Raw genomic sequence first — 20962 nt, 5'->3', positions numbered from 1 at the left:
AAAGTAGTACCTGTATCTAAAGTGATTTAAGTTCACATATTATCTGGTCGTTCCTATAGAATTTACTTAACAAGTATCCCCTATTTTTCTTCCGAGAACAACTTATATAATACCTGCCTTTGTCCCGGCTTAATGTTGATTTCAGAACGAATATCTTTCACTTTCTCTTCTGCTTCTTGAAGTGATTGACTCAACCCAAGCGTGAGATGTGTACCGGCAGCTACCGTACCCGTTCTTCCACGTCCACCACTGCAGTGGAAGGCAACTTTCTTGCCATTTTTATAGGCTTTTACTACTTCGTCGATCGCTTGTTTAAAAAGTTCTTCCTGATTGTCAGTCCCATTATCGCCAAGTGCGATCTGTAACCATTGAACAGCAGGGTTTGAAAAGGCTGGTTGTTCTGCTTCCCCACGTAGATCTACGACAATCTCTATCCCTTCATTTTTTATCATAGATTCCACATCGCTTGCTCCACCCATGAATATCTTATCTTCCACTAAGGCGTGGTACTTTTTTGGTTCTTACATGCCCCAATTGTGTACGGCATTGCCCTCCAGGTATTTTTCACAATCCAATGCCGCCATGCATCCAGTTCCAGCAGCTGTAATTGCTTGACGATATCGGTGATCTTGAACATCACCACATGCAAACACTCCAGGAATATTGGTTTCGGTTGTACCTGGGGTTACCATGATATATCCAGTCTCGTCCGTTTTTAATTGACCTTGTAGAAAAGCTGTATTTGGACGATGACCGATCGCAATAAAAACGCCATCCGTCTCGATGATTTCTTCGATGCCGGTATCATTATCTTTTACTTTAAGTCCTGTTACTCCTTTTTCATTAGCAATAACTTCAGTCGGAGTAGAGTTCAAACTCCATGTGATCTTCTGATTATTATGTGCCCGGTCTTGCATAATTTTTGATGCCCGCAGTTCATTTCTGCGATGAACGACTTTTACTTCCGTAGCAAATTTTGTTAAGAAATTGGCCTCTTCCATTGCTGAGTCACCGCCACCAACAATGACAACCCTTTTTCCCCTGAAGAAAAAACCATCGCAGGTAGCGCACGTACTTACGCCGCGTCCGATATTTTCCTTCTCACCAGGAATACCAAGCAGCTTTGCGGATGCACCCGTAGAGACGACGAGGGTCTCTGTTTGTATTTCTTCTGTTCCGTCAATGGTTAGTGAGAAAGGCCTTCTCACTAGATCGGCATTTGTTACCCACCCGGTCCGAAATGTTGCTCCAAATCGTTCTGCTTGTTTACGCATGTTTTGCATAAGCTCTGGCCCCATTATTCCATCTGGAAACCCTGGGAAGTTCTCCACTTCTGTTGTGAGTGTCAATTGACCCCCGGGTTCATTCCCTTCAATGACAAGTGGATTCATATTAGCACGTGCAAGATAAATGGCTGCAGTAAGACCAGCAGGACCTGTTCCGAGGACAACAACCTTATGCATTATTTCCCCTCCTGTATTGTTTAGTAAAATACCCCTCATATTTGAGGGGCATCCTGCTTTTACTTTTTCCAAGATCCAAATTCAATCGAGACTGGACCCGTAGGTGGTGCACAGCATAAGGATAAATCCCGTTGTTCGCCAGCAGACTCAAATTCCGAATCCGCGCTCGTATAGAAAATTTCCCACGCGTTTCCGTCCGGATCATATACCCAGACTTTATCCTGCACGGCATAGCAGCAAGTAGTTCCCATCTCATCAATGGTTAACAAACCTGCCTCGCGAAGCCTTTCCCCCATTTTTAACACATCTTCTGTATTGTCTACCTGGAATCCCAAGTGATTGAGCACCCCCTGCTTTTCAAAAGGGCGTACATTCAGTGAAAAATGGAGGGCTGGTGTATCCAACTCAAATTTAGCGTAGTTGTCCTTCACTTTGGTTGGCTCTGTTCCAAAAAAGCCACGATAAAATTTCAAGGAAGCTTCGAGATCGGTACAGTTTACAGCCACGTGCATCCTTTGTATCACGTCTGTCTTCCCCCTACTTGCCTTCAGCAAGGAATTTTTCAATACGTCCTTTTATGGAATCACGAACGGTACGAAAGCTTGCCATAATTTCCTCATCAGTTCCCGTTGCCTTCGCTGGATCATCAAATCCCCAGTGCCATTTCACTACGTTTTTATTAGAAATAACCGGGCAATGCTCATCGGCATGACCGCAAAGAGTGATTACATAGTCCGCACGATTTAATGTCTCAGGGTCGATGACATCAGAAGAATGTCCACTAATATCAACGCCTGCCTCGTTCATTACTTGAACGGCACGGGGATTTAAACCATGAGCTTCTAAGCCAGCACTTTTTACTTCGTATTTGTCGCTGCCCAATGCCTTTAAAAATCCATCCGCAATTTGGCTTCTGCAGGAGTTTCCTGTGCAAAGGAAGTATACAAGAGGTTTTTTATCCATGATTTAGGCTCCTTTTGTTTTGCCGAAATATTTCTTTTGAAACCAAAGGGCTACATTCACTAATGCGATCATGACAGGCACTTCTACCAACGGCCCGATGACAGCCGCAAACGCTGCTCCTGAGTGAATTCCGAATACCCCTACCGCCACCGCAATGGCTAACTCGAAGTTGTTACTCGAAGCTGTAAAAGCAAGTGTTGAGGTCACAGGATAGTTGGCTCCTGCCTTCTTGCCCATCCAGAACGATATTAAGAACATCACAACAAAGTAAATAAGCAGTGGAATGGCGATACGAACTACATCCAAAGGCAGTGCCACAATTACCTCGCCTTTTAGCGAGAACATCACAATAATCGTAAACAGTAATGCAATCAATGTAATCGGGCTAATTTTCGGGATGAATACCTTTTCATACCACTCCCGCCCCTTTGATTTCACCAGCGTATATCGTGTAATCATTCCGGCAATAAAGGGGATCCCTAAATAAATGAACACACTTTTGGCTACCTCTACAATCGTGATGTCCACGACCATCCCTTGTAAACCAAACCAACCTGGCAATACAGTAATAAAAAAATAGGTGTAAATGGAGTAGAACAAGACTTGGAAGATCGAGTTAAAAGCCACGAGACCTGCAGCGTATTCAGTATCACCTTTACAGAGATCATTCCATACAATAACCATCGCAATACACCTAGCCAGGCCGATCATGATCAAACCAACCATGTATTCTGGATATCCTTGTAAAAAGACAATGGCTAAAATAAACATCAAGATTGGCCCAATTATCCAGTTTTGAACGAGGGAGAGTCCTAGTATCTTTCCGTCCCGAAAAACTCGCCCCAATTCTTCATAGCGCACTTTAGCAAGTGGCGGATACATCATCAGAATGAGACCAATCGCTATTGGAATAGATGTAGTACCTACCTGAAACTCATTAAGTACAGACACGAAGTTCGGGAAAAGAAACCCACTCCCGATACCGACGGCCATCGCTACAAAAATCCAAAGAGTTAAGTAGCGATCAAGAAACGATAATCGTTTCCCCACCTTTTCACTCATGTTCGTAAAACTCCTTTCTTAGTCACAGGTTACCAGCAAGCCTTGTTTCTCCAGTTCATCGAATTCCGACGAAAAGTCAGGTAAACGAGTTAAAGAAAAACCAATGTCTTCAAGTTGCTTTCGATTCAAGGAATAAAATACCCATTGCCCTTTTCTTTGCTCTGTAACAAGGTCTACATTTTTCAATCGACTCATGTGCTTTGATATCGATGGCTGAGAAATACCAAAGATCGGCACCAGCTCACATACACAACAATCTCGCATGTTCAATAAAGCAATGATCTTTAAACGTGTTGGGTCGCCTAGTGCTTTTAAGGCATCTGCTAATTTGTTAAATTCCATGCTCGATCTCCTCCCCCTTCGATATTAATATAGCCATATGGCTATTTCAATATTTAGGTTCGTAAAGATTTTGTAAACTACGTCAATTTCATAAGTTATATGCTGAATGGAATTCGAGGTACAACTGCAATCGAAGGAATGAAACGTCATTCTCATAAGACAAACAACTTTTACAGACAGGTAAACAAATATGAGAACAAGAACCTGGATAAGAAATTATAGTAAAGAAGCCGGTTAACCCCTATGGGGTAACCCGGCTTCTTGATCGTTTCGCAGCAATAAAAAAAGCCACAGAGAAACATTCTAAAGAACAGTCGCATGCCGCCTTCTACTAAATTGCCTCACCAGTGACACCCCGATAATAATGAATGTGTCTATCGTCAAAAGTGGATTGACCTGAAAACTCATGGTAATGATGTCTGTCAGGTAATAGAATACGTGGACCAGTCCACCTTCTGTAGTAATGCACATGACCTTCGTCAAATGATGTGGTTCCTTCATAATAATGCGATTTTCGAAACCTGTGGAAGCTATGTTCTTCCAAACATTCGATGACGGTGACGACCAGAAATCGTTGTTTGGATGTAGTAGCTGTGTAGATGACCTGGATGAATGGCAATTCTCACAAAGCTCAATGAATGACTGTGGTTGTCATTCAACTTGAAACGCCTCCTTCGAATTATATAAGCCATCAGTAAGGGACAATCAGCAAGGGATTAATGAGGCAATTAGCACTTTGAGGAAGTTAGGGCCATTTCAAATGAATCTAAGATTTCGAGGAAATGTGAGGCTTCTCTAAAAACATGATCAGCGAGTAAAGGAGGGATTATACTTTTTATTCTGCATTCTTCAATCAGATCACGTGCAGTTTTCTTGAAGTCTCGCAACTGACGCACTGAGACACGACTCTGATCTACAAACTGATCAAGGAGGGGCTGGGTTTGGGATTGTGGTCGCATAGAGTCAAGGTCCTGTGCTTGAAATAATAATTGATCAAAATCATGGCTAAAATCTCTTGCCTGTTCCACTAGTTTTCTTTCAGATGGATCGAGCAAATGGTTAATAAACTTTGCGTGGTCAGCCATAATTCGTAGGAAAAAGACGTTCTCGTTAATAACAGCATCTGGCAGTGGATCAAGGGTTCCGGTGTTAAGTTGTTCTAATCGATTCCTAAAATATGCTGCTTCCCTACTCACGTGATCAACCAACAAGGGAAAATTGTTTCCACCGATTTTGCAACGAATGATTAACCCGAGTACGTGTCGTTTATATGCCCAAATATGAGAAACAGCATTGTAAACAACTTGGTTGAAATCGTAGATCCTCTGTGGATCAATATCAGGAGAAAAGGAGTGAGCTCGGTTCTCAATATCCTCAAAAATGCTATAAAAGCGATCTGCTTCATTAATTAGTTTGGTGTCGTCGCAGTTAAAACCAAGTTTCAAAAAAAGTGAGTGTTCCTTCATAATACGAGACCAAAAGCGAATTTCGTCTAATGACCTTTCAACAAATACGTCTGCCATATAGTACCTCCAATAATCATTTTTGAGTAGTGTATAGTACAAAGCAGCAGGCATAGCTACAGATAGATTTCAATTCTAGACGGTCCCTCTGTCAATTGAACCCGATGTATTTCTATGCGTTTACCCATAACCATGAATAGGTATTCGCCCAAAAATTCAAAAAGGACTGCGCCCATTTTCTGTGGAGAAGTCCTATAATGCAAACCTTACAAAACTCACGATGTCAAATTTTAGATATTTGGCTTTGAAACTCGTCTCATCCCATTTGTGATAAGAAAAAAAGACGATCGAGATATTCCGACCGTCTTAAGTACTGCTTATCTCTGAGTTTTTCAAATAAACGGACGCACATTACTTTTCATTAATATAGTCAATGCATCATTTACGGCTTAAAAAAGCTAAAGGCTTTTCAAAGTCTTCACTGGTTCAATGTGAACATGGACGTTATTAATTTCATGCTCTGATTTTACACGTTCCTCTATTTTTTCAGCCGTCCTTCCTGCTGCACTTCCTTTATTTCACAGTAATGGTCCCCCCAAACATACCCATCCCACAAGTATAGGAATAGACCCCAGGTTTCAGCCCATCCATCATGATGAAATTGTCTTTCTCTGCATCCAGAATATTATTGATCCCAAGCTCCTTTGATACTACTTGTCGTAAACAGCCTGCATCTGCGCCTGTCTTAAAGTTAATCTTTGCAGGTACACCTGCCTTTATTTCTATATTTTGCGGTCCATAACCAGAGGAATCTACATTTATCGTAGCTTCCTGTATCACATCCGGTATTTGCTCCAATGGTGATCCCTGAGCACTGACAGCCTTTGAACTAGCCGTGTTCCCTGGCAAGAATCCCGATTTAAAAACCATGATCATTCCTACTATCGCCACGAATCCAATGACCATTCCTACACTACCGAAAACCGGCCTTTTGCCTTCGGGATATTCTTTTTTTGTGCCCCCTGTTTCCTCTTCGATCAGTTGGAGCAGAACGAACATGACTGCAGCATAGAGGATATTAATAAACCATACCATGGTAGTTGGAATGACGAGCATGACACCCAACATGGCTCCCATCATACCGCCCATAATGCCCGCCAACATTCCGTCCAGTGCCGCCATGAGGCTTACCGGCTTACCCGCCGCGTACCCGGCGATCATACCCGTAATCACAGAAATGATGGTAGACTTCGTCAAGTCATGCTCAAAGTAGATGCCTAATAATACTCCAAGGCAGATGCTCACCATCATTCCAATTGTCATGGCAATCATCATGCCTGCCATACAGGTCAATTTATTGCGGCGCTGATAAACATCAAAAATGATATAAGCAGCTATTATTGCGATAATCATAGCATTCAGTAACGTCATCGTTCGTCCTCCAGGAAGTTCCCGTAAAAAATGTCAACCTATTTAATCAGCGATTGGTTTTGCAGGAGTATCCGTATTTTTGTTGGATCGTAATTCTTTCATCAAATTTTGATTCTGCTCCGACAGCTCGGCCACTTTTTGCTGAAGCTGTTGGAACTGCTCATGAGAAGCACCTTGAGTCCCATGCTTTTTGCAACTGTCTTTGCTAAACATGCCTCGCATGCAGAACAACATCATAACCGGACACGCAAGAATTGAGACAATCTGTAACCAGGTCATATTCCATCCCCCTTTTCGGCTGATGGAACCCATTATAAACAGAAAATGTGATAAAAGTTTGTTGGAACTGGGTTCACTTAGATTTCCTTGTTATTTATCGCTTCAATCGTTACAAAAAGTCTTTTGTAGTGCGTATTTATTCGAGTAACTCTAAATCCTTCCTGCTTCAACTCTTCTATCGTATTTCGATTAAGATGACATCCGTCGCACAGATGTTTCCATAGAGGCGTAGCCCAATCCTGTATGCGCCCTACTAATGGATGATCGAGACGAACATGCTCGAAAAGAAGAATCTTTGCATCTGGTTTGCAAACCCTTTTGATTTCTTGAAAAGCCATTTTAGGATTCGGAATCGTACAAAATACTAAGGTCGCTACAGCCGTATCAAAGCTGTTGTCTGTAAAAGGCATCCTCTCTGCCCCGCAGTCAACTACAAGAATAGGACTGTTAGCTTCCTTCAGCCTTGTCATGGACTTACTTCTCATATATGAGTCAGGCTCGATCGCAATGATTTCTTCAGCGTTCTTATAGTGAGGGAAATTCAATCCGGTACCAGAACCAATTTCAAGTACTTTACCGGTCGCTTTACTCAACAGTAGTTCACGAATTTCCCTCATCCCCCGTTGTTCTAACGGGCTCATCATAATGTCATAGTAATGAGAAAACCATTTAGCCATTTGCTTCTCCACTTCCTTGCTCGAATGGATGAATGCTCCTACAAGCCAAAAACCAGTGCCCTTACTCAGGCACTGGTTGATACCGGACTTACTTTGTTGTCCCGCCGTTTTCTGTTCCGTTGTACGATTCCATGAACTTACTGCAGCTCTTCATCATTTCTTGTCCCTCGGGTGAGTTCATCGCATCCATCATTTTCGTCATGCCATGATTGTCCATCATCTTCATCATATTCGTCATGCCGTTCGTCGTGGTTGTCTGATCCTTATCGGTTTCCGCTGCAAAAGAAACCTGACCTACTGCCAGCAGGGCCATCAAAGAAATCCCCAAGAATACCTTTGTCTTTATTTGCATGACTGATTCCTCCTCTTGTTTAAGGAAATTTGTACTTGCAAGGTCAGTATAGGAAATCAATGTGTTAGAACCTTGTTGAATATTTGATGAAATGATGGAGATCCCTCTTCAATCGTCTTTTTTTCCTCTCTTTTTCGCGATGACATAAAGCACGGATGCAACAAGAATCGGTATGCCAGACCATAAACATATTTTGAAAAAATTATGAAAGTACATTCCTATAGAATCTGGGCCCATCATCCATGTTGCTGACATGGTCAAACATGATAAGCCAATGACGACTAACAGAGAAACAATGAGCCAATCTCCCCATCTCATTCCTCGTCCTCCCCTATGCTGGTCTCGGATGTAGTGGGGAAGGTCAACTCAAAACGGGTCCCTTTCCCTAAGATGCTGGAAACGAGAATGTCCCCTCCCTGCAATTCTACCAAGTCCTTGACAATTGCCAGTCCCAACCCTGTCCCTCCAAATTGACGGGAACGAGATTTTTCCACACGATAAAAACGGTCAAAAATGTACGGCAGTTCTTTTTCTGGAATTCCCATTCCCGTATCTTTCATCGCAATCTTGATTTGAAGATCCTCTTGCCACATCTCTACATAAATACCGCCTTTATCCGTGTAGCGAATCGCATTGTCTAAAAGGTTGATGAAGATCTGTGTCATACGGTTCCCATCACAATAAACGAGTGGAAGCTTGTCTTGTACATTTAATTGTATGTTCAATCCTTTTTCTTTCGCTTGAATGGTAGCTTTTTGAATGGCTCCCTCCATCACTTCCGTAACATCGTTCCATTCCAATTGTAATGAGATTTTCCCTTCATCGATCTTGGAAAGGTCAAACAAATCGCCAATCATTCGCGAAAGCCGGATCGATTCGTCATGGATAATGCTGAGGTATTGGTCTTTCTCTTGCTCTGATTCGTACAACTTGTCTTTCAAGACTTTTGCATATCCTTCTACATACGTGATCGGGGTTCTCAGCTCATGGGAAATATTCGCGAAAAACTCTTTACGAGTGTCACGATAACGCTGTAGATCAAAAGCTAGATCATTAATCGCCTGAGCCAGCGAACCGATTTCATCTGTGGAAGTCAGTTTTACTCGTGTATTCAAGTCTCCCTTTGCTATCTTCCGGGCTGCTTTTTCCATCTGGATCAAAGGATTTGATAATTTCTTCGAGAGGATATAGGTTACACCCACAGCAAGGAAAAATGCCCCCAATCCCGCCAAGGTCAACATTTCTCTAACCTTTTGCAAGGATTGATCAATACCTTCGAGGGAGGACATTACATACACTCCCCCAAGGACACCTCCCTTGCTCACAATCGGCGTTCCGAAAACAAGGTATCGCTTTGCAGTAGCAGATTCTACGTACACCTTTTCAATTGCTTTCCCTTGGGAAAGGGTAGTCGTCTCTTCTACAGGTACACTTTCTCCTTTGATAAGGTCAGGCACTCCGGAAATCGCGATAATTTGTCCGCGGCTGTCCACGATATATAGCTTAACCTGAGAAAAACCAGCCATCATTTCCATCATCGGTATGATATTCGCATTAGGAGCAGTGGCAAGTACATTCGCATAATGAGCGGACAACTGCTCATTTTGGTCTCGTACTTCGTTGAAGTAAAAGCCAGAAAAAATCCGCTCGATCACGAATCCCACCGGCAGAAGCACAATGAGAAACAACAAGATTATCGTCCCGCCTAGTTTGAAAACAATGCGATTCCCAATCATTTTCGGTCATCTATCCCTTGAAATTTATAACCCACACCCCAGACTGTTTGAATGGGATTATAGGATAACCCGGCTTTTCTTACTTTTTCTCGGATGTTTTTCACATGGGTATCGACTGTTCGAATGTCTCCAAAATAATCATGTCCCCAAATATTTTCCAACAAATGATCCCGATTATAAACCCGGCCCGGTTGTTCTGCCAACAAAAGCAGCAGATCAAATTCCTTTGGCGTAAACTCTACCGGCTCACCTTGAACCAACACCTGTCTCTCCTCAGGGGAAATGGACATATCATGGTGAGTAATCGTTTTCCTAACAGTTGTTGGCTCTGATATACTTGCCCTCCTTAGCAGAGCAAAAACCCGTGCGATCAGTTCTTCCGGTTCGAATGGCTTTACGAGATAATCATCCGCGCCAATTTGCAATCCTTTTACTTTATCTTTTGTTTCGTTCCGTGCAGTCAGCATAATAATAGGTGTATCTTTCTTCTCACGTATCTTCGCGCAGACTTCCCAGCCATCCACATCTGGCATCATGAGATCCAAGATAATGAGATCAAAAGACCGTTGATTGAACAACGTGAGAGCCTCATACCCATTTGTCGCTTCTGTCACATCAAACCCGTTTTTCGCAAGATAAATGCGGAGAAGGTTACGCATGTTCCATTCATCATCAACTACCAACACCTGTAGTTTCATCATCATAATCCCTCATCTTCTTTATCTATACTTTCTTCTCCTTACCAAAACGTCAAAAAGTCAGATATGCCCATAAGAACAAAGATTCCACCGGCCAGTCTCTGGACGACAGATCCCCATTTTCTGGACTGTTTCATGATGGAGATTCTGTCTCCCATTACTGATAACAAGAGAAGAATAACCAAAAGTGGAATGGCAGTCCCTATCGCAAATACAGCCGGAAACATCGGACCTAATGAACTGGACAACATCAAAGGCATTGCCAGACCGAAAAACAACCAAAACATCGTGGGACAAAAACCCAGGGAAACTGTTAATCCAAGTAGGAAAGCCTGAGTTGGGCCTTCAACACGTTGTATTATCCGGTCGGTATTTCGAAACAGTGCTTGCGTTTTAAGGAATGGCAGTCCAATAGCCCCAAGCATGAACAACCCGGTCAGAAGAAACATCGGAGCGAGCATTTTTCTCGCCCATTGAAATACAGGAATCGCCTGTGTGGAAAGCTGTTCTCCAAATAGAAATACGATGCCGCCCAATGCAGAGTAAACAATCACTTTCCCCAGTATAAAAAGAAAAAGATTACGGCCCCATATTCCTTTTTCAATCATATTCTTTCCGAATACAGTAAAAGCCGCAACGTTTCCCGATAATTGGCAAGGAGCAAATGCCCCAATGAGGCCAAGTAGAAGTGCACCAATCAACGGTGCCTGTTCCCCCATCACGTAATACAGATTCGAAAAGGGCTGGGTGACCCATGAACTCCATTGGGACAGGTAGGCGTACCAATCCATAATCGTCTTCCTTTCACACCAATTGCGTGCATTTCATGCTACCAACCATTTTACGATACGCTTGTGAGGGAATTGTGAAGGAACCCGTTTAATTCCCGTTCCTTGATACATACTACTTCTGGATCATCTAAAAAGGAGGCCAACCACAATGCCCGTAACCGTCTCGAACACCTATCAACACTGCATTGATGCATGCATGAGATGCCTGCAGGCGTGCGAACAATGTTTGACAGCTTGCTTGCAGGAACCGGATGCACAAAACCGGACCATGTGCATTCAAACCCTTCGCGATTGCATTGATATCTGTGTCCTTTCCGTTCAGTTCATGTCACGTAACAGCCAATACGCAAAGCAGCTATGCGGTGTCTGTGCTACCATCTGCGAAGCGTGTGCCACCCATTGTGAGATGTATAAAGATACTCACTGCCAAGAATGTGCGAAAGCATGCAGAGAATGTGCAGAGCATTGCCGTAAAATGGCAGGATAGATTGAAGTGAGGGGCAAGGATTATTCCTTACCCCTCTTATTCATTAGTTGAATCATTATTTGCTTAATGTTTGGACAAAGGCTTTAACGTTCCCCAAACAACAGGCCCCTTGCGGATTATTCACTTCACAACCACAACGATCAGCTTTCACTTGATCACGGATGAATTCCAAAGGGTCATTGTTTTGTTCGAATGCATGGTTCAATCGCTCCCTCGTCCATCCAAAACAGTAGCAGACAGGTACTTGTAATTGATGATCCTTCTGAAACACAGCCACTTTCAAATCATTCGTTCTGAATGTGTCTATTTCACTGTAATAAACCACGTCACAGCTTGGCGTTGAACAAAAAGAATAATCCAAGTTGGAGTGCAGTATGGAGAGGGCGTTAGGCTTAAGCAATGCTTTCACAGTGATGATAGGAACACGACGACCATTTTCCTGGCAATCCGGGCAACGGTTGACCTTTGAATTCGTTTCTGAAGTAGTCTGACAGCAGTTCCCCATAATCCATTCAACTCCTGTTTCAGAATAGATTGTCTCTTTTATACAAACAAAGGCCGCGAATCAGTTCCGCAGCCTTCTCCCATTCCTACATCAAACGACGTCATAACCTTGGTCTTCGATCGTTTCCTTTACTTTATCCAGAGACACAACAGAATCGTCAAATGTCACCGTCACCTGGTTGTCAGCCAGGGAAACTTTCGCCGACTGTACACCCTCCAGTTTACCCAACGCCCCTTCGATAGAGTTCACGCAGTGATTGCAAGACATTCCTTGTACATTCAGAGTAACTGTATTCATGATCAATCTCTCCCTCTCTTTTAATGAGATTTATAAACACTCAGATTGCATTTGCTGCCGCCCCATCCTGGCTAATTAGATCTTTACCCGTTTCAGACGTAATGCATTCAGTACCACAGAGACAGAACTGAAAGCCATTGCAGCCCCTGCAACCCAAGGTGCCAACAGCCCTAATGCTGCGATTGGAATTCCAACACTATTGTAGAACAGTGCCCAAAACAAGTTTTGTTTAATGTTTTGCATGGTTTTATGACTAAGAGTAATAGCCTGAGGGATGTTGGTAAGCTCCCCTCGCATCAGGGTAACATCGGCTGCCTCCATGGCAATATCAGTACCCGTTCCGATCGCCATTCCTACATCGGCTGTCACCAATGCAGGAGCATCGTTAATCCCGTCACCCACCATTGCCACTTTTTTGCCTTGCTTTTTGAAGGCTTCCACTTCTTTTGCTTTGTCTTCAGGCAGAACTTCAGCGCGAACCTGAGTAATCCCTACCTGCTCGGCGATGGAGCGAGCTGTGCGCTGATTGTCGCCGGTAATCATGACCACCTCAAGACCCAGTCCTTTTAGTTGGGCGATCGCTGCTTTGGAGCTTTCTTTTAATGTGTCAGCAACAGCAACGATTCCGGAAAGCGTCCCGTTACCTGCCACCAGCATTGCCGTTTTTCCTTGATCCTCCAAGTGTTGCATCTGAATTTCCACAGAAGAAGGATCAATGCCGTGATTCAGCATGAGCTTCCTTGTTCCAATCAGAAGTTGTTCACCATTCACTTCCGCCTGCAAGCCATAGCCAAGAATCGCTTCAAAATTCGTCACCGGAGCCAAGGATATGCCTCTCTCTTGTGCTCCTTTTACGATGGCCTGCGCAAGTGGATGCTCAGAGCTTTTCTCAGCAGAGGCAACCAAAGTAAGCAGCTTTTCCTCGGAGTACTCACCAAATGGGAGGATGTCGGTTAAAGAAGGTTCTCCTTTAGTGATGGTCCCTGTTTTGTCCAAAACGACAGTGTTCAGTCTATGAGCTGCCTCCAAATGTTCGCCGCCCTTGAACAGGATGCCCAATTCCGCCCCTTTTCCGGTACCTACCATAACAGAAGTAGGAGTCGCCAATCCTAGAGCACATGGGCACGCTATCACCAGAACCGCAATTGCCGGTTCCAAGGCAGCTGTAAAGTTACCGGGCTCAATGAAGAAGTACCATACAATAAAGGTAAGCACCGAGATTCCTACCACAATAGGAACGAAAATGCTGGATATCTTGTCGGCCATCCGTTGGATCGGGGCTTTCGAGCCCTGGGCTTCTTCGACGACTTTAATAATTTGGGCCAACGCCGTATCTTTTCCAATCTTTGTCGCCTGAATGGTAAGCACGCCATTTTTGTTAATGGTAGCCCCGATTACTGCATCCCCTGCCTTTTTGTCGACCGGTACACTCTCTCCTGTAAGCATAGATTCATCAACAGCGGATGTTCCGTTCATGACTTCTCCATCTACTGGGATTTTCTCGCCTGGTTTGACAAGGATCAGATCCCCTACAATTACTTCTTCAAGAGGGACAACGGTTTCCACGTCGTTTCTGATAACTGTGGCTGTTTTGGCTTGAAGCCCCATCAATTTCTTGATCGCTTCTGACGTACGCCCCTTCGCCAGCGCCTCAAAAAGCTTGCCAAGAATAATTAGCGTAATTAGTACGGCACTCGTCTCGTAATACAATTTATCCGTACGTCCACCGAGAGTAGCAAAGAAACTGTAGAAATACGCAGCTGAAGTACCCAATGCCACAAGCACATCCATATTGGCACTGCCATTTTTTAATGCCTTATAGGCCCCCTTGTAGAAAGGCCATCCAATAATGAATTGGACCGGGGTAGCCAATGCGAATTGAACCCATGGATTCATTAAGAAATGAGGCATGTATATACCAGTCAAGCCAAGGTGTGCCACCATCGTGTAGAGGAGTGGTAACGATAATGCAGCTGCTACGAAGAATCGGGTCTTTTGAATCTTTATTTCCCTTCCGCGATCATCATCCTTTTTGCCTGCTTCTTCATGCAAACGACCACCATACCCCAGATCCTTGATTTTTTCTATCATCTGTCCCGTACTGACTGCACCGGAGTCGTACTGTACGGTCGCTCTTTCCATAGTCAGGTTGACATTTGCATCGATCACGCCAGGCATTTTCTTTAAGCCTTTCTCAATACGCACTGCACATGCCGCACAAGTCATTCCGTTAATATCCAGTTCGGCTTTTTCGGTGGATACTTTGTATCCAAGGTCGTTTACCTTCGCCTGCAAGGCTGTGAAATCCACTTTCGATGGATCATACATGACTGTAGCCTTTTCCATCGCATAATTTACATTGGCTTGCTTGACCCCTTCTATCTTGCCTAATCCTTTCTCAATTCGGATTGCACAGGAAGCACAGGTCATACCCTCGATCTTTAAGGTTGCACTGCTCTCATTCGTCTCTTTTGCAGTAGCTGCGGTGCTCATACAATTTGCCACCTCCATCGATACCAAAATCTCTTGTTGACACCATAATACTATACCCCCCTATAGTATGCAATACCCAAATTTATTACTTACCGCTACTAACCGTCACTGCTTACTTTTTTACTTTCGTCCGCTTTTCTTTCCAGTAACCATATATGTAATAAGCAACTCCACTTCCAACAATTAATGCGGTTAAATACAAAAATTCATCCAATAGACATCATCTCCTGTTTTTTACTGTATCCAATCTACCTTGCTTTATCCGATTGCCTCCTATAAAAGGGAATGAATCCATTGAATGCGTACATGCTATACAAAGACACTAGAAGAATGCATGTACGGAGGATGATGCGCCCGTGAAAATTACGCTATCATGTGTAATCCTAGCCAGTTTAATCGTTATGGGAGCCTGTACCCCTAATGCCAGCCAGCAACAACCGGCACAGGACCATACGAAACATAATCAACCAGCTACAGGAGGCAAAGAAACGACCAACAGCTCTCAAATACAGGCTGTCTGGAAATTTAGCAGTCAAACCCCTAAAAGCAATCAAAGTGAAGAAGTATCCATTCAGATACAGGACAACACAGGAAAACCAATCGAAAAATTTGACATCAATCATGAAAAAGAGATGCATTTGATTGTGGTAAGTAAAGACCTCTCCACTTTTCAACATCTCCATCCAGAGAACAAAGGAAATGGAATGTTTACCGTTACAACCACTTTTCCTGCCGGTGGCAACTACAAACTCATCGCAGATTTTATTCCTAGCGGCGGAGAAGCCAAAACGGAAAGCCAGTGGATTACGGTTTCTGGTCAAGCTCCTTCACCATCTCAACTCCAGCCTGACAAGAATATGACCAAAGTCGTGGAAGGAAAAGAAGTTACATTAGCCTTTGACAAATTGAAGTCCGGACAAGAAGCAACGATGACATTCTCGTTTAAGGACGCAACCAGCAAACAGCCAATTACCAATCTGCAACCCTATTTAGGAGCGGTTGGCCATGTAGTCATCATCAGTTCCGATGTGGAGAAGTATATCCATAATCATCCGTTGGAAGAGAAGGCAACGGGACCTGACGCCAAATTTGGAACGGAGTTTCCCAACTCTGGGATCTATAAGATTTGGGGGCAGTTTCAACAAAACGGAAAAGTATTTATCGTGCCATTTGTAGTTGAGGTTCCTTAGAAGTATCATTTCTGTATAATACGACTCCCCATACTAACAAACGGGGAGTCGCTTGTTTTTTCTTTTACTGTTCCGTTTTTTCTTCAGAAATAGTATTGCCTTTATCAGCAATTTTCCTCCAGTTCAGTCCTTTATCTTTGGAAATATACACGTCCTTATTAAAAGTGGCAAAGGTTATTTGGTTGTCATCGATAGGATTCTGGGAAAGGTACGCGATGGCATCGTCAGAAAAGGTAGGAATTGTAAATTGTTCTCCTTTTTTGTTCGAGATGTCCATTTTTTGCAAATATGCTTGATTTTGATATCCTCCTATAAACAGTTCCCCCTGTTTGTTAAAAAACAATGCGGTTGCCTGTCCATCTGACGCTATTTGTTCAAAACTATTTCCGTAATCCTTCGAAAGATAAACACCATTCGGAGTACCAATCGCCAATACAGACTCTTCAGAAGGATGAACAGCCATAGAGGAAGGCTCCACGTTAACCCCTTTCATTTCACTTTTTGTCCAGGTACCACCTTCGTCTTTTGAGTAATAAAGGCCGGCTGCACTCATTTTGGAATTGGGCTGAGGGTTTATTACGTATATGACATGAGATTGATATCCGACAGCCATATTGTGGAAATCAGTTTCACCTTCAAGACCAAGCATTTTCATCGACTTGCCTTCGTCCGTGCTCTTTACCATTCCGAGTGGATCCTTCAGGTCAGATCCTGGCGCAGGGTGACCACTGGAGTAAAATCCATCATTAACCGGAGAAAAACCCATGTAATCGTGCTTAGCTCCTTCCGGTGTTTCCCAACGACCTTCTCCGTAAGCTTTAAGCCCATCATGTGCTGGAATCAGTATTCGTTTACCGTCCGTTGAAAATCCCAGACCATGAACGTGCTCAAGGTATATGCCTTTATTCCCTTGTGAACCAAAGATCGAAAGGCTCCCTGTTACCACAACTCCTATAATAGTTGCTACTAATCCCCATTTCGCCATTCGTAGGCTTTTGGATAACAGCACACGCCTTTCCCTATCTTCTGCTCTCTTCACATTCTTCAAAGCAAGGATTTGCCGTTTGATCGCTACATACCATGCAAAGAAAAGTACAGTAATTAACGCCATTCCGATTAATGCCAGACCCATTCAAGTTACCCCTTTCAGCAATTTCAAGCTTGTCCAATTGTAACCGGCACTTGTGAAGAATCTATGATGAAAATGAAAAAAGCACCTCATCGCAAGGTGCCCTAGTAGCTATTACTTCATCAATTTATTTACAGTAACAAGGAGTTCATCGATAACTTCATGGTCCCCCTGTTAGACACGATCAATCACACAGCTTTTCATGTGCCCTTCCAAAAGCAGACGCGCCACACCGTTTAGGGCAGACTGAACAGCTGAGATCTGATTCAAAACGTCGTCACAATACGTATCTTTTTCAATCAATCCTTTTATGCCACGAACCTGACCCTCTATCCGATTGAGACGATTCATCAGGTTTTGTTTGGTCTTAGCTGAATGATGGCTGTGTCGAGAGTGTTCCGTTGCACAGCAATTGTCGATTGTGTCTTGTGACATGTGTATCGTTCCTCCTTTTCTTGTTATTTTACACATACCCCTATACCGTATGCAAATCTCCATCTTTTCTACATAATCATGTGATACTCTTTCGTCAGAAATAAAGAAGGAGGTAAGAACATGATTTGTAACCCAAACATAAAGAAGTGGATAGCACTTCCTGCCGTTCTGGCGGGTATTTTGGTGCTCTCAGCTTGCTCCAATAAAAGTCAACCAACTGACCATCAGGGTCACGATATGGGGACCATGACCGAAGCGAAGCCAGTAAGTGATCAGTCAAAACCTATGTCTGCTTCAGGTGATGCTGCAATGGAAGTGCTGACAGGAAATACATTTACGCTTACTGCAAAGGAAAGCATGCTTCACCTTGATAATAACACGATGAAAACGGCGTGGACTTACAACGGAACGGTCCCAGGCCCGCAGCTTCGCGTCAAACAGGGTGAGACAATCAAGGTTGTCTTGAAAAATGAGTTGCCAGAACCTGTGACCATTCACTGGCACGGTGTCCCGGTACCCAATAACATGGATGGAATACCGGGTGTTACCCAAAATGCCGTAAAACCTGGCGAAAGCTTCACCTATCAGTTTAAGGTGGACGTCCCCGGAACGTATTGGTACCACTCGCATCAAAACGGCGTGGTACAGGTCGATAAAGGGTTGTACGGATCTCTTGTAGTGGAACCAAAAGACCAACAGCCTGTTGACAAGGATTATACGCTTGTACTAGATGAATGGATGAAAGATGAGAGCATGGCTGGGATGAGTCACGGCGGAGGCCAATCAGATATGAACATGAGTAACAGTAATAGTGGTAGTAACAGCAATTCCAACGCTAGCCACTCTAATATGAACATGAGTAATTCCAGCAACAGTCACTCCAACATGAACATGGGCAGCTCAGATAAGCCGATGAGTGACGCCGAAATGATGCCGCTTATGTATACGATCTTCTCAGCAAACGGGAAGACTGGATCCGCAATTCAACCGCTGAAAGTAAAAGAAGGGGAGAAAGTGAGAATACGCCTCGTCAATGCTGGCTTCCTCTCCCATAAGCTCAACCTCCAGGGGCATGAGTACAAAATTGTTGCAACGGATGGCCAGCCAATTAATTACCCGCCCCTGGTTAGCGGACAATTGTTGAATATCGCTCCAGGAGAACGTTATGATATTGAATTTGTTGCCAATAAACCTGGAAGTTGGCTGCTGGAAGAGCGAAGCTCCAACCCGGGTGCAAAATCTCTTGCTGTACCAATCATTTACGAAGGTTCTGAAAATGTCGCACCGACATCAGAAACCGGTGACTTGCCATTGGTTGATATCACCAAGTATGGGGAATCATCAAAAAGCATTTTCTCATTGGATGGCAAATATGACATCGAGTATACAATGGATCTGAATACGGAAATGAGCAACGGAGAAATGGCATTTACGATTAATGGCAAAACGTTCCCTAACACGCCTCCTCTCAATGTCAAGGAAGGGGATCTCGTGAAGGTAAAACTGGTGAATAAATCTCCCAAAGATCTTCACCCCATGCATCTACATGGTCACTTCTTCCAAGTCCTAAGTAAAAACGGCAAACCTATATCTGGATCGCCATTAGTGAAGGACACGTTGAACCTTTTACCTGGCGAAGAATATGTAGTTGCATTTAAGGCTGACAACCCAGGGGATTGGATGTTCCATTGTCACGATCTGGGCCATGCATCTCAAGGAATGATGTCCGAAGTGAAATATGAAGGCTTTAAACCCGACTTTACAATTGATCCAACTGTAAACAATATGCCGGAATAAGTGGAATCAGTTTAGGGCAGGAACGATTGTTCCTGCCCTACTCTTTTCTTGCCGGAAATGTGACCGTAACGGTTGTCCCTTTTCCCTCATTACTGTTGATCTGAACTTCTCCCTGATGTGCCTCGACAATCCCCTTTACTATCGTTAATCCGAGCCCTGTACCCCCACTCTCCCGATTACGAGAACGGTCCCCTCGGTAAAATCGCTCAAACACAAATGGCAAATCTTTATGTGAGATACCACGTCCGTTGTCAGTTACGTTCACCTCAATGAAATCTCCTTTATTGATGACGGAAACCATTACTTCTCCGCCCTTGGACGTGTGCTTTAACGAATTGGTTAGCAAATTGGAAACCACTTGGGCCAATCTTTGCTCGTCACCAACTATCCACGAATCCGGGTGTATACTGCTTGTAAGTGAAATTTCCTTCTGTTGAAATACTGCGTTCATGGCATCTACGGTGCTTGCTACTACTTTACTAAGATCTACAGCATCACGGGAGATACTTAGTGCACCGGCTTCCGCCTGAATGACTTGATCGAGATCGCTGACGATCCGGATAAGCCTCAGTACTTCCGAACGGGTTGCCTCCAGATGTTCGGGAGTGGCTTCCCATATCCCATCGATCATTCCTTCCGTTTGGGCTAACAAAGTATTCAGCGGCGTACGCAATTCATGCGCAATATCGGAGGTAAGCCGTTTCCTCAAATCCTCTTGGTTTTGCAAGCTTTGAATAAGCTGGTTAAACGTTTCGACCAGGCTAGACAGCTCGTCCTTTCCACGGGGTACCGCGACCCGAACAGCCAAATTACCTTTCGATACGTCCATCGCTGCATCACTCATCATGACAATCGGCTTGGCAAAACGTTTTGCTGTAAATATGCTTACCAAACATACAATCAAAAGCAGCGCGAGCATCGTCCATTGCATCGCATTGGTATGGGCAATTTGGAAATGTTCCTCCAAAGAAATCATCCCAGAATTATCATATCGGATGCCTATGTATCCGAGTAATTCTCCTTGATCCGTTATCGGTATCATGTCTTCACTGAGATTTGAAAAGGCGGCAGACTTCGCTTCTCCAAACGAACGGATGAATTCTACATCTCGGTCATATAGTGTAATTTGCTGCCCGAGCAGAAGTGAAGCAGCTTCTAGTTTGAGCATAGACCCATTTTCCCATCCGTGTTCCTTTTTGTACTCCTCTTGGAGAAGAGATACAAGATCCTGCTTATGCTTTTGATTTACATCACTTAGATAAAGTGAAAAATGATAGTCCATTTCTTTAAGGGAAAGTATCGTTGAAATGAGAATACCACTGGCGCTGACAGCCATGAATATCAGCGCCAGTCTCATCCAAATGCTCTTCAT

The 20962-nt window shown here is 43.7% G+C and carries 25 protein-coding genes; 3 read left to right on the top strand and 22 right to left on the bottom strand.

The genetic code is table 11. The annotated features are described in order from the left end of the window. Positions 1-80: 80 nt before the first annotated feature. From ACLIN2_RS31620 to ACLIN2_RS31545, 16 genes are all read right to left on the bottom strand, one after another. Positions 81-479, bottom strand: coding sequence for a protein-tyrosine phosphatase family protein (locus tag ACLIN2_RS31620; RefSeq protein ID WP_141295579.1), 399 nt, complete (start codon positions 477-479; stop codon positions 81-83). A gap of 42 nt (positions 480-521) precedes the next feature. Beyond that, a complete protein-coding gene (gene trxB / locus ACLIN2_RS31615) occupies positions 522-1463 on the bottom strand; it encodes a thioredoxin-disulfide reductase (protein WP_411504691.1) in 942 nt (313 codons plus the stop codon). A 59-nt stretch (positions 1464-1522) separates the two neighbouring features. Continuing rightward, on the bottom strand, positions 1523-1975 hold the full coding sequence (locus ACLIN2_RS31610; protein ID WP_276531835.1) for an ArsI/CadI family heavy metal resistance metalloenzyme: 453 nt from the start codon (positions 1973-1975) through the stop codon (positions 1523-1525). Between the two features lie 25 nt (positions 1976-2000). Further along, complete coding sequence (gene arsC / locus ACLIN2_RS31605; protein ID WP_251244428.1) at positions 2001-2426, bottom strand: arsenate reductase (thioredoxin); 426 nt, start codon at positions 2424-2426, stop codon at positions 2001-2003. A 3-nt stretch (positions 2427-2429) separates the two neighbouring features. After that, on the bottom strand, positions 2430-3488 hold the full coding sequence (arsB, locus tag ACLIN2_RS31600) for an ACR3 family arsenite efflux transporter (protein ID WP_251244429.1): 1059 nt from the start codon (positions 3486-3488) through the stop codon (positions 2430-2432). Between the two features lie 18 nt (positions 3489-3506). Beyond that, a complete protein-coding gene (locus tag ACLIN2_RS31595) occupies positions 3507-3830 on the bottom strand; it encodes an ArsR/SmtB family transcription factor (RefSeq protein WP_141295594.1) in 324 nt (107 codons plus the stop codon). A 331-nt stretch (positions 3831-4161) separates the two neighbouring features. Continuing rightward, complete coding sequence (locus ACLIN2_RS31590; protein ID WP_246071007.1) at positions 4162-4299, bottom strand: YmaF family protein; 138 nt, start codon at positions 4297-4299, stop codon at positions 4162-4164. A gap of 259 nt (positions 4300-4558) precedes the next feature. After that, positions 4559-5353 (bottom strand): DUF2935 domain-containing protein, encoded by a 795-nt coding sequence (locus tag ACLIN2_RS31585; protein ID WP_411504690.1) that lies wholly within the window; start codon positions 5351-5353, stop codon positions 4559-4561. A gap of 513 nt (positions 5354-5866) precedes the next feature. Further along, entirely contained in the window at positions 5867-6724 is an 858-nt protein-coding gene (locus ACLIN2_RS31580; RefSeq protein ID WP_251244430.1) for a cupredoxin domain-containing protein, read from the bottom strand. 42 nt (positions 6725-6766) lie between these two features. After that, positions 6767-7003: a DUF2933 domain-containing protein gene (locus ACLIN2_RS31575; RefSeq protein ID WP_141295606.1), complete on the bottom strand. Its 237-nt coding sequence runs from the start codon at positions 7001-7003 to the stop codon at positions 6767-6769. Between the two features lie 77 nt (positions 7004-7080). Then, positions 7081-7680 (bottom strand): class I SAM-dependent methyltransferase, encoded by a 600-nt coding sequence (locus tag ACLIN2_RS31570; RefSeq protein ID WP_411504689.1) that lies wholly within the window; start codon positions 7678-7680, stop codon positions 7081-7083. A gap of 88 nt (positions 7681-7768) precedes the next feature. Continuing rightward, positions 7769-8032: a hypothetical protein gene (locus tag ACLIN2_RS31565; RefSeq protein ID WP_141295612.1), complete on the bottom strand. Its 264-nt coding sequence runs from the start codon at positions 8030-8032 to the stop codon at positions 7769-7771. 108 nt (positions 8033-8140) lie between these two features. Continuing rightward, positions 8141-8350: a hypothetical protein gene (locus ACLIN2_RS31560; RefSeq protein WP_141295615.1), complete on the bottom strand. Its 210-nt coding sequence runs from the start codon at positions 8348-8350 to the stop codon at positions 8141-8143. Next, complete coding sequence (locus tag ACLIN2_RS31555; RefSeq protein ID WP_411504688.1) at positions 8347-9723, bottom strand: sensor histidine kinase; 1377 nt, start codon at positions 9721-9723, stop codon at positions 8347-8349. Before ACLIN2_RS31555 ends, ACLIN2_RS31560 begins: the two co-directional genes overlap by 4 nt. A 41-nt stretch (positions 9724-9764) precedes the next feature. After that, positions 9765-10469, bottom strand: coding sequence for a response regulator transcription factor (locus ACLIN2_RS31550; RefSeq protein ID WP_411504687.1), 705 nt, complete (start codon positions 10467-10469; stop codon positions 9765-9767). Positions 10470-10507: 38 nt separating this feature from the next. Beyond that, a complete protein-coding gene (locus tag ACLIN2_RS31545; RefSeq protein ID WP_411504686.1) occupies positions 10508-11257 on the bottom strand; it encodes a sulfite exporter TauE/SafE family protein in 750 nt (249 codons plus the stop codon). Between the two features lie 148 nt (positions 11258-11405). Here ACLIN2_RS31545 and ACLIN2_RS31540 point away from each other — a divergent pair, with 148 nt between their 5' ends. Further along, entirely contained in the window at positions 11406-11744 is a 339-nt protein-coding gene (locus ACLIN2_RS31540; protein ID WP_411504685.1) for a four-helix bundle copper-binding protein, read from the top strand. 55 nt (positions 11745-11799) lie between these two features. Here the strand turns inward: ACLIN2_RS31540 and ACLIN2_RS31535 are convergent, their stop codons facing one another. From ACLIN2_RS31535 to ACLIN2_RS31525, 3 genes are all read right to left on the bottom strand, one after another. Next, positions 11800-12249 (bottom strand): putative iron-sulfur cluster-binding metallochaperone, encoded by a 450-nt coding sequence (locus tag ACLIN2_RS31535; RefSeq protein WP_411504684.1) that lies wholly within the window; start codon positions 12247-12249, stop codon positions 11800-11802. 90 nt (positions 12250-12339) lie between these two features. Continuing rightward, positions 12340-12546, bottom strand: a complete 207-nt coding sequence (gene copZ / locus ACLIN2_RS31530; RefSeq protein ID WP_411504683.1) for a copper chaperone CopZ — start codon at positions 12544-12546, stop codon at positions 12340-12342. Between the two features lie 75 nt (positions 12547-12621). Beyond that, complete coding sequence (locus ACLIN2_RS31525; protein ID WP_411504682.1) at positions 12622-15039, bottom strand: heavy metal translocating P-type ATPase; 2418 nt, start codon at positions 15037-15039, stop codon at positions 12622-12624. A 356-nt stretch (positions 15040-15395) separates the two neighbouring features. On the opposite strand from ACLIN2_RS31525, the gene ACLIN2_RS31520 reads away from it, so the two are divergent. Further along, positions 15396-16229 (top strand): hypothetical protein, encoded by an 834-nt coding sequence (locus tag ACLIN2_RS31520; protein WP_411504681.1) that lies wholly within the window; start codon positions 15396-15398, stop codon positions 16227-16229. Positions 16230-16293: 64 nt separating this feature from the next. On the opposite strand, the gene ACLIN2_RS31515 is transcribed toward ACLIN2_RS31520, so the two are convergent. Next, positions 16294-17361 carry a F510_1955 family glycosylhydrolase gene (locus ACLIN2_RS31515; RefSeq protein ID WP_411504680.1) on the bottom strand — a complete coding sequence of 356 codons (1068 nt, stop codon included), beginning with the start codon at positions 17359-17361 and terminating at the stop codon, positions 16294-16296. 171 nt (positions 17362-17532) lie between these two features. Beyond that, positions 17533-17793 (bottom strand): metal-sensitive transcriptional regulator, encoded by a 261-nt coding sequence (locus tag ACLIN2_RS31510; RefSeq protein ID WP_411504679.1) that lies wholly within the window; start codon positions 17791-17793, stop codon positions 17533-17535. 120 nt (positions 17794-17913) lie between these two features. Here ACLIN2_RS31510 and ACLIN2_RS31505 point away from each other — a divergent pair, with 120 nt between their 5' ends. Then, positions 17914-19590, top strand: coding sequence for a multicopper oxidase family protein (locus tag ACLIN2_RS31505; RefSeq protein ID WP_411504678.1), 1677 nt, complete (start codon positions 17914-17916; stop codon positions 19588-19590). Between the two features lie 37 nt (positions 19591-19627). On the opposite strand, the gene ACLIN2_RS31500 is transcribed toward ACLIN2_RS31505, so the two are convergent. Next, positions 19628-20962, bottom strand: a complete 1335-nt coding sequence (locus tag ACLIN2_RS31500; RefSeq protein WP_411504677.1) for a sensor histidine kinase — start codon at positions 20960-20962, stop codon at positions 19628-19630.

This window comes from Brevibacillus centrosporus, from assembly GCF_046622605.1.
GTDB classification, from domain to species: domain Bacteria; phylum Bacillota; class Bacilli; order Brevibacillales; family Brevibacillaceae; genus Brevibacillus; species Brevibacillus centrosporus.
The sequence above is the reverse complement of the archived record's forward strand: the minus strand, read 5'-3'. Positions and strand labels throughout refer to the sequence as shown.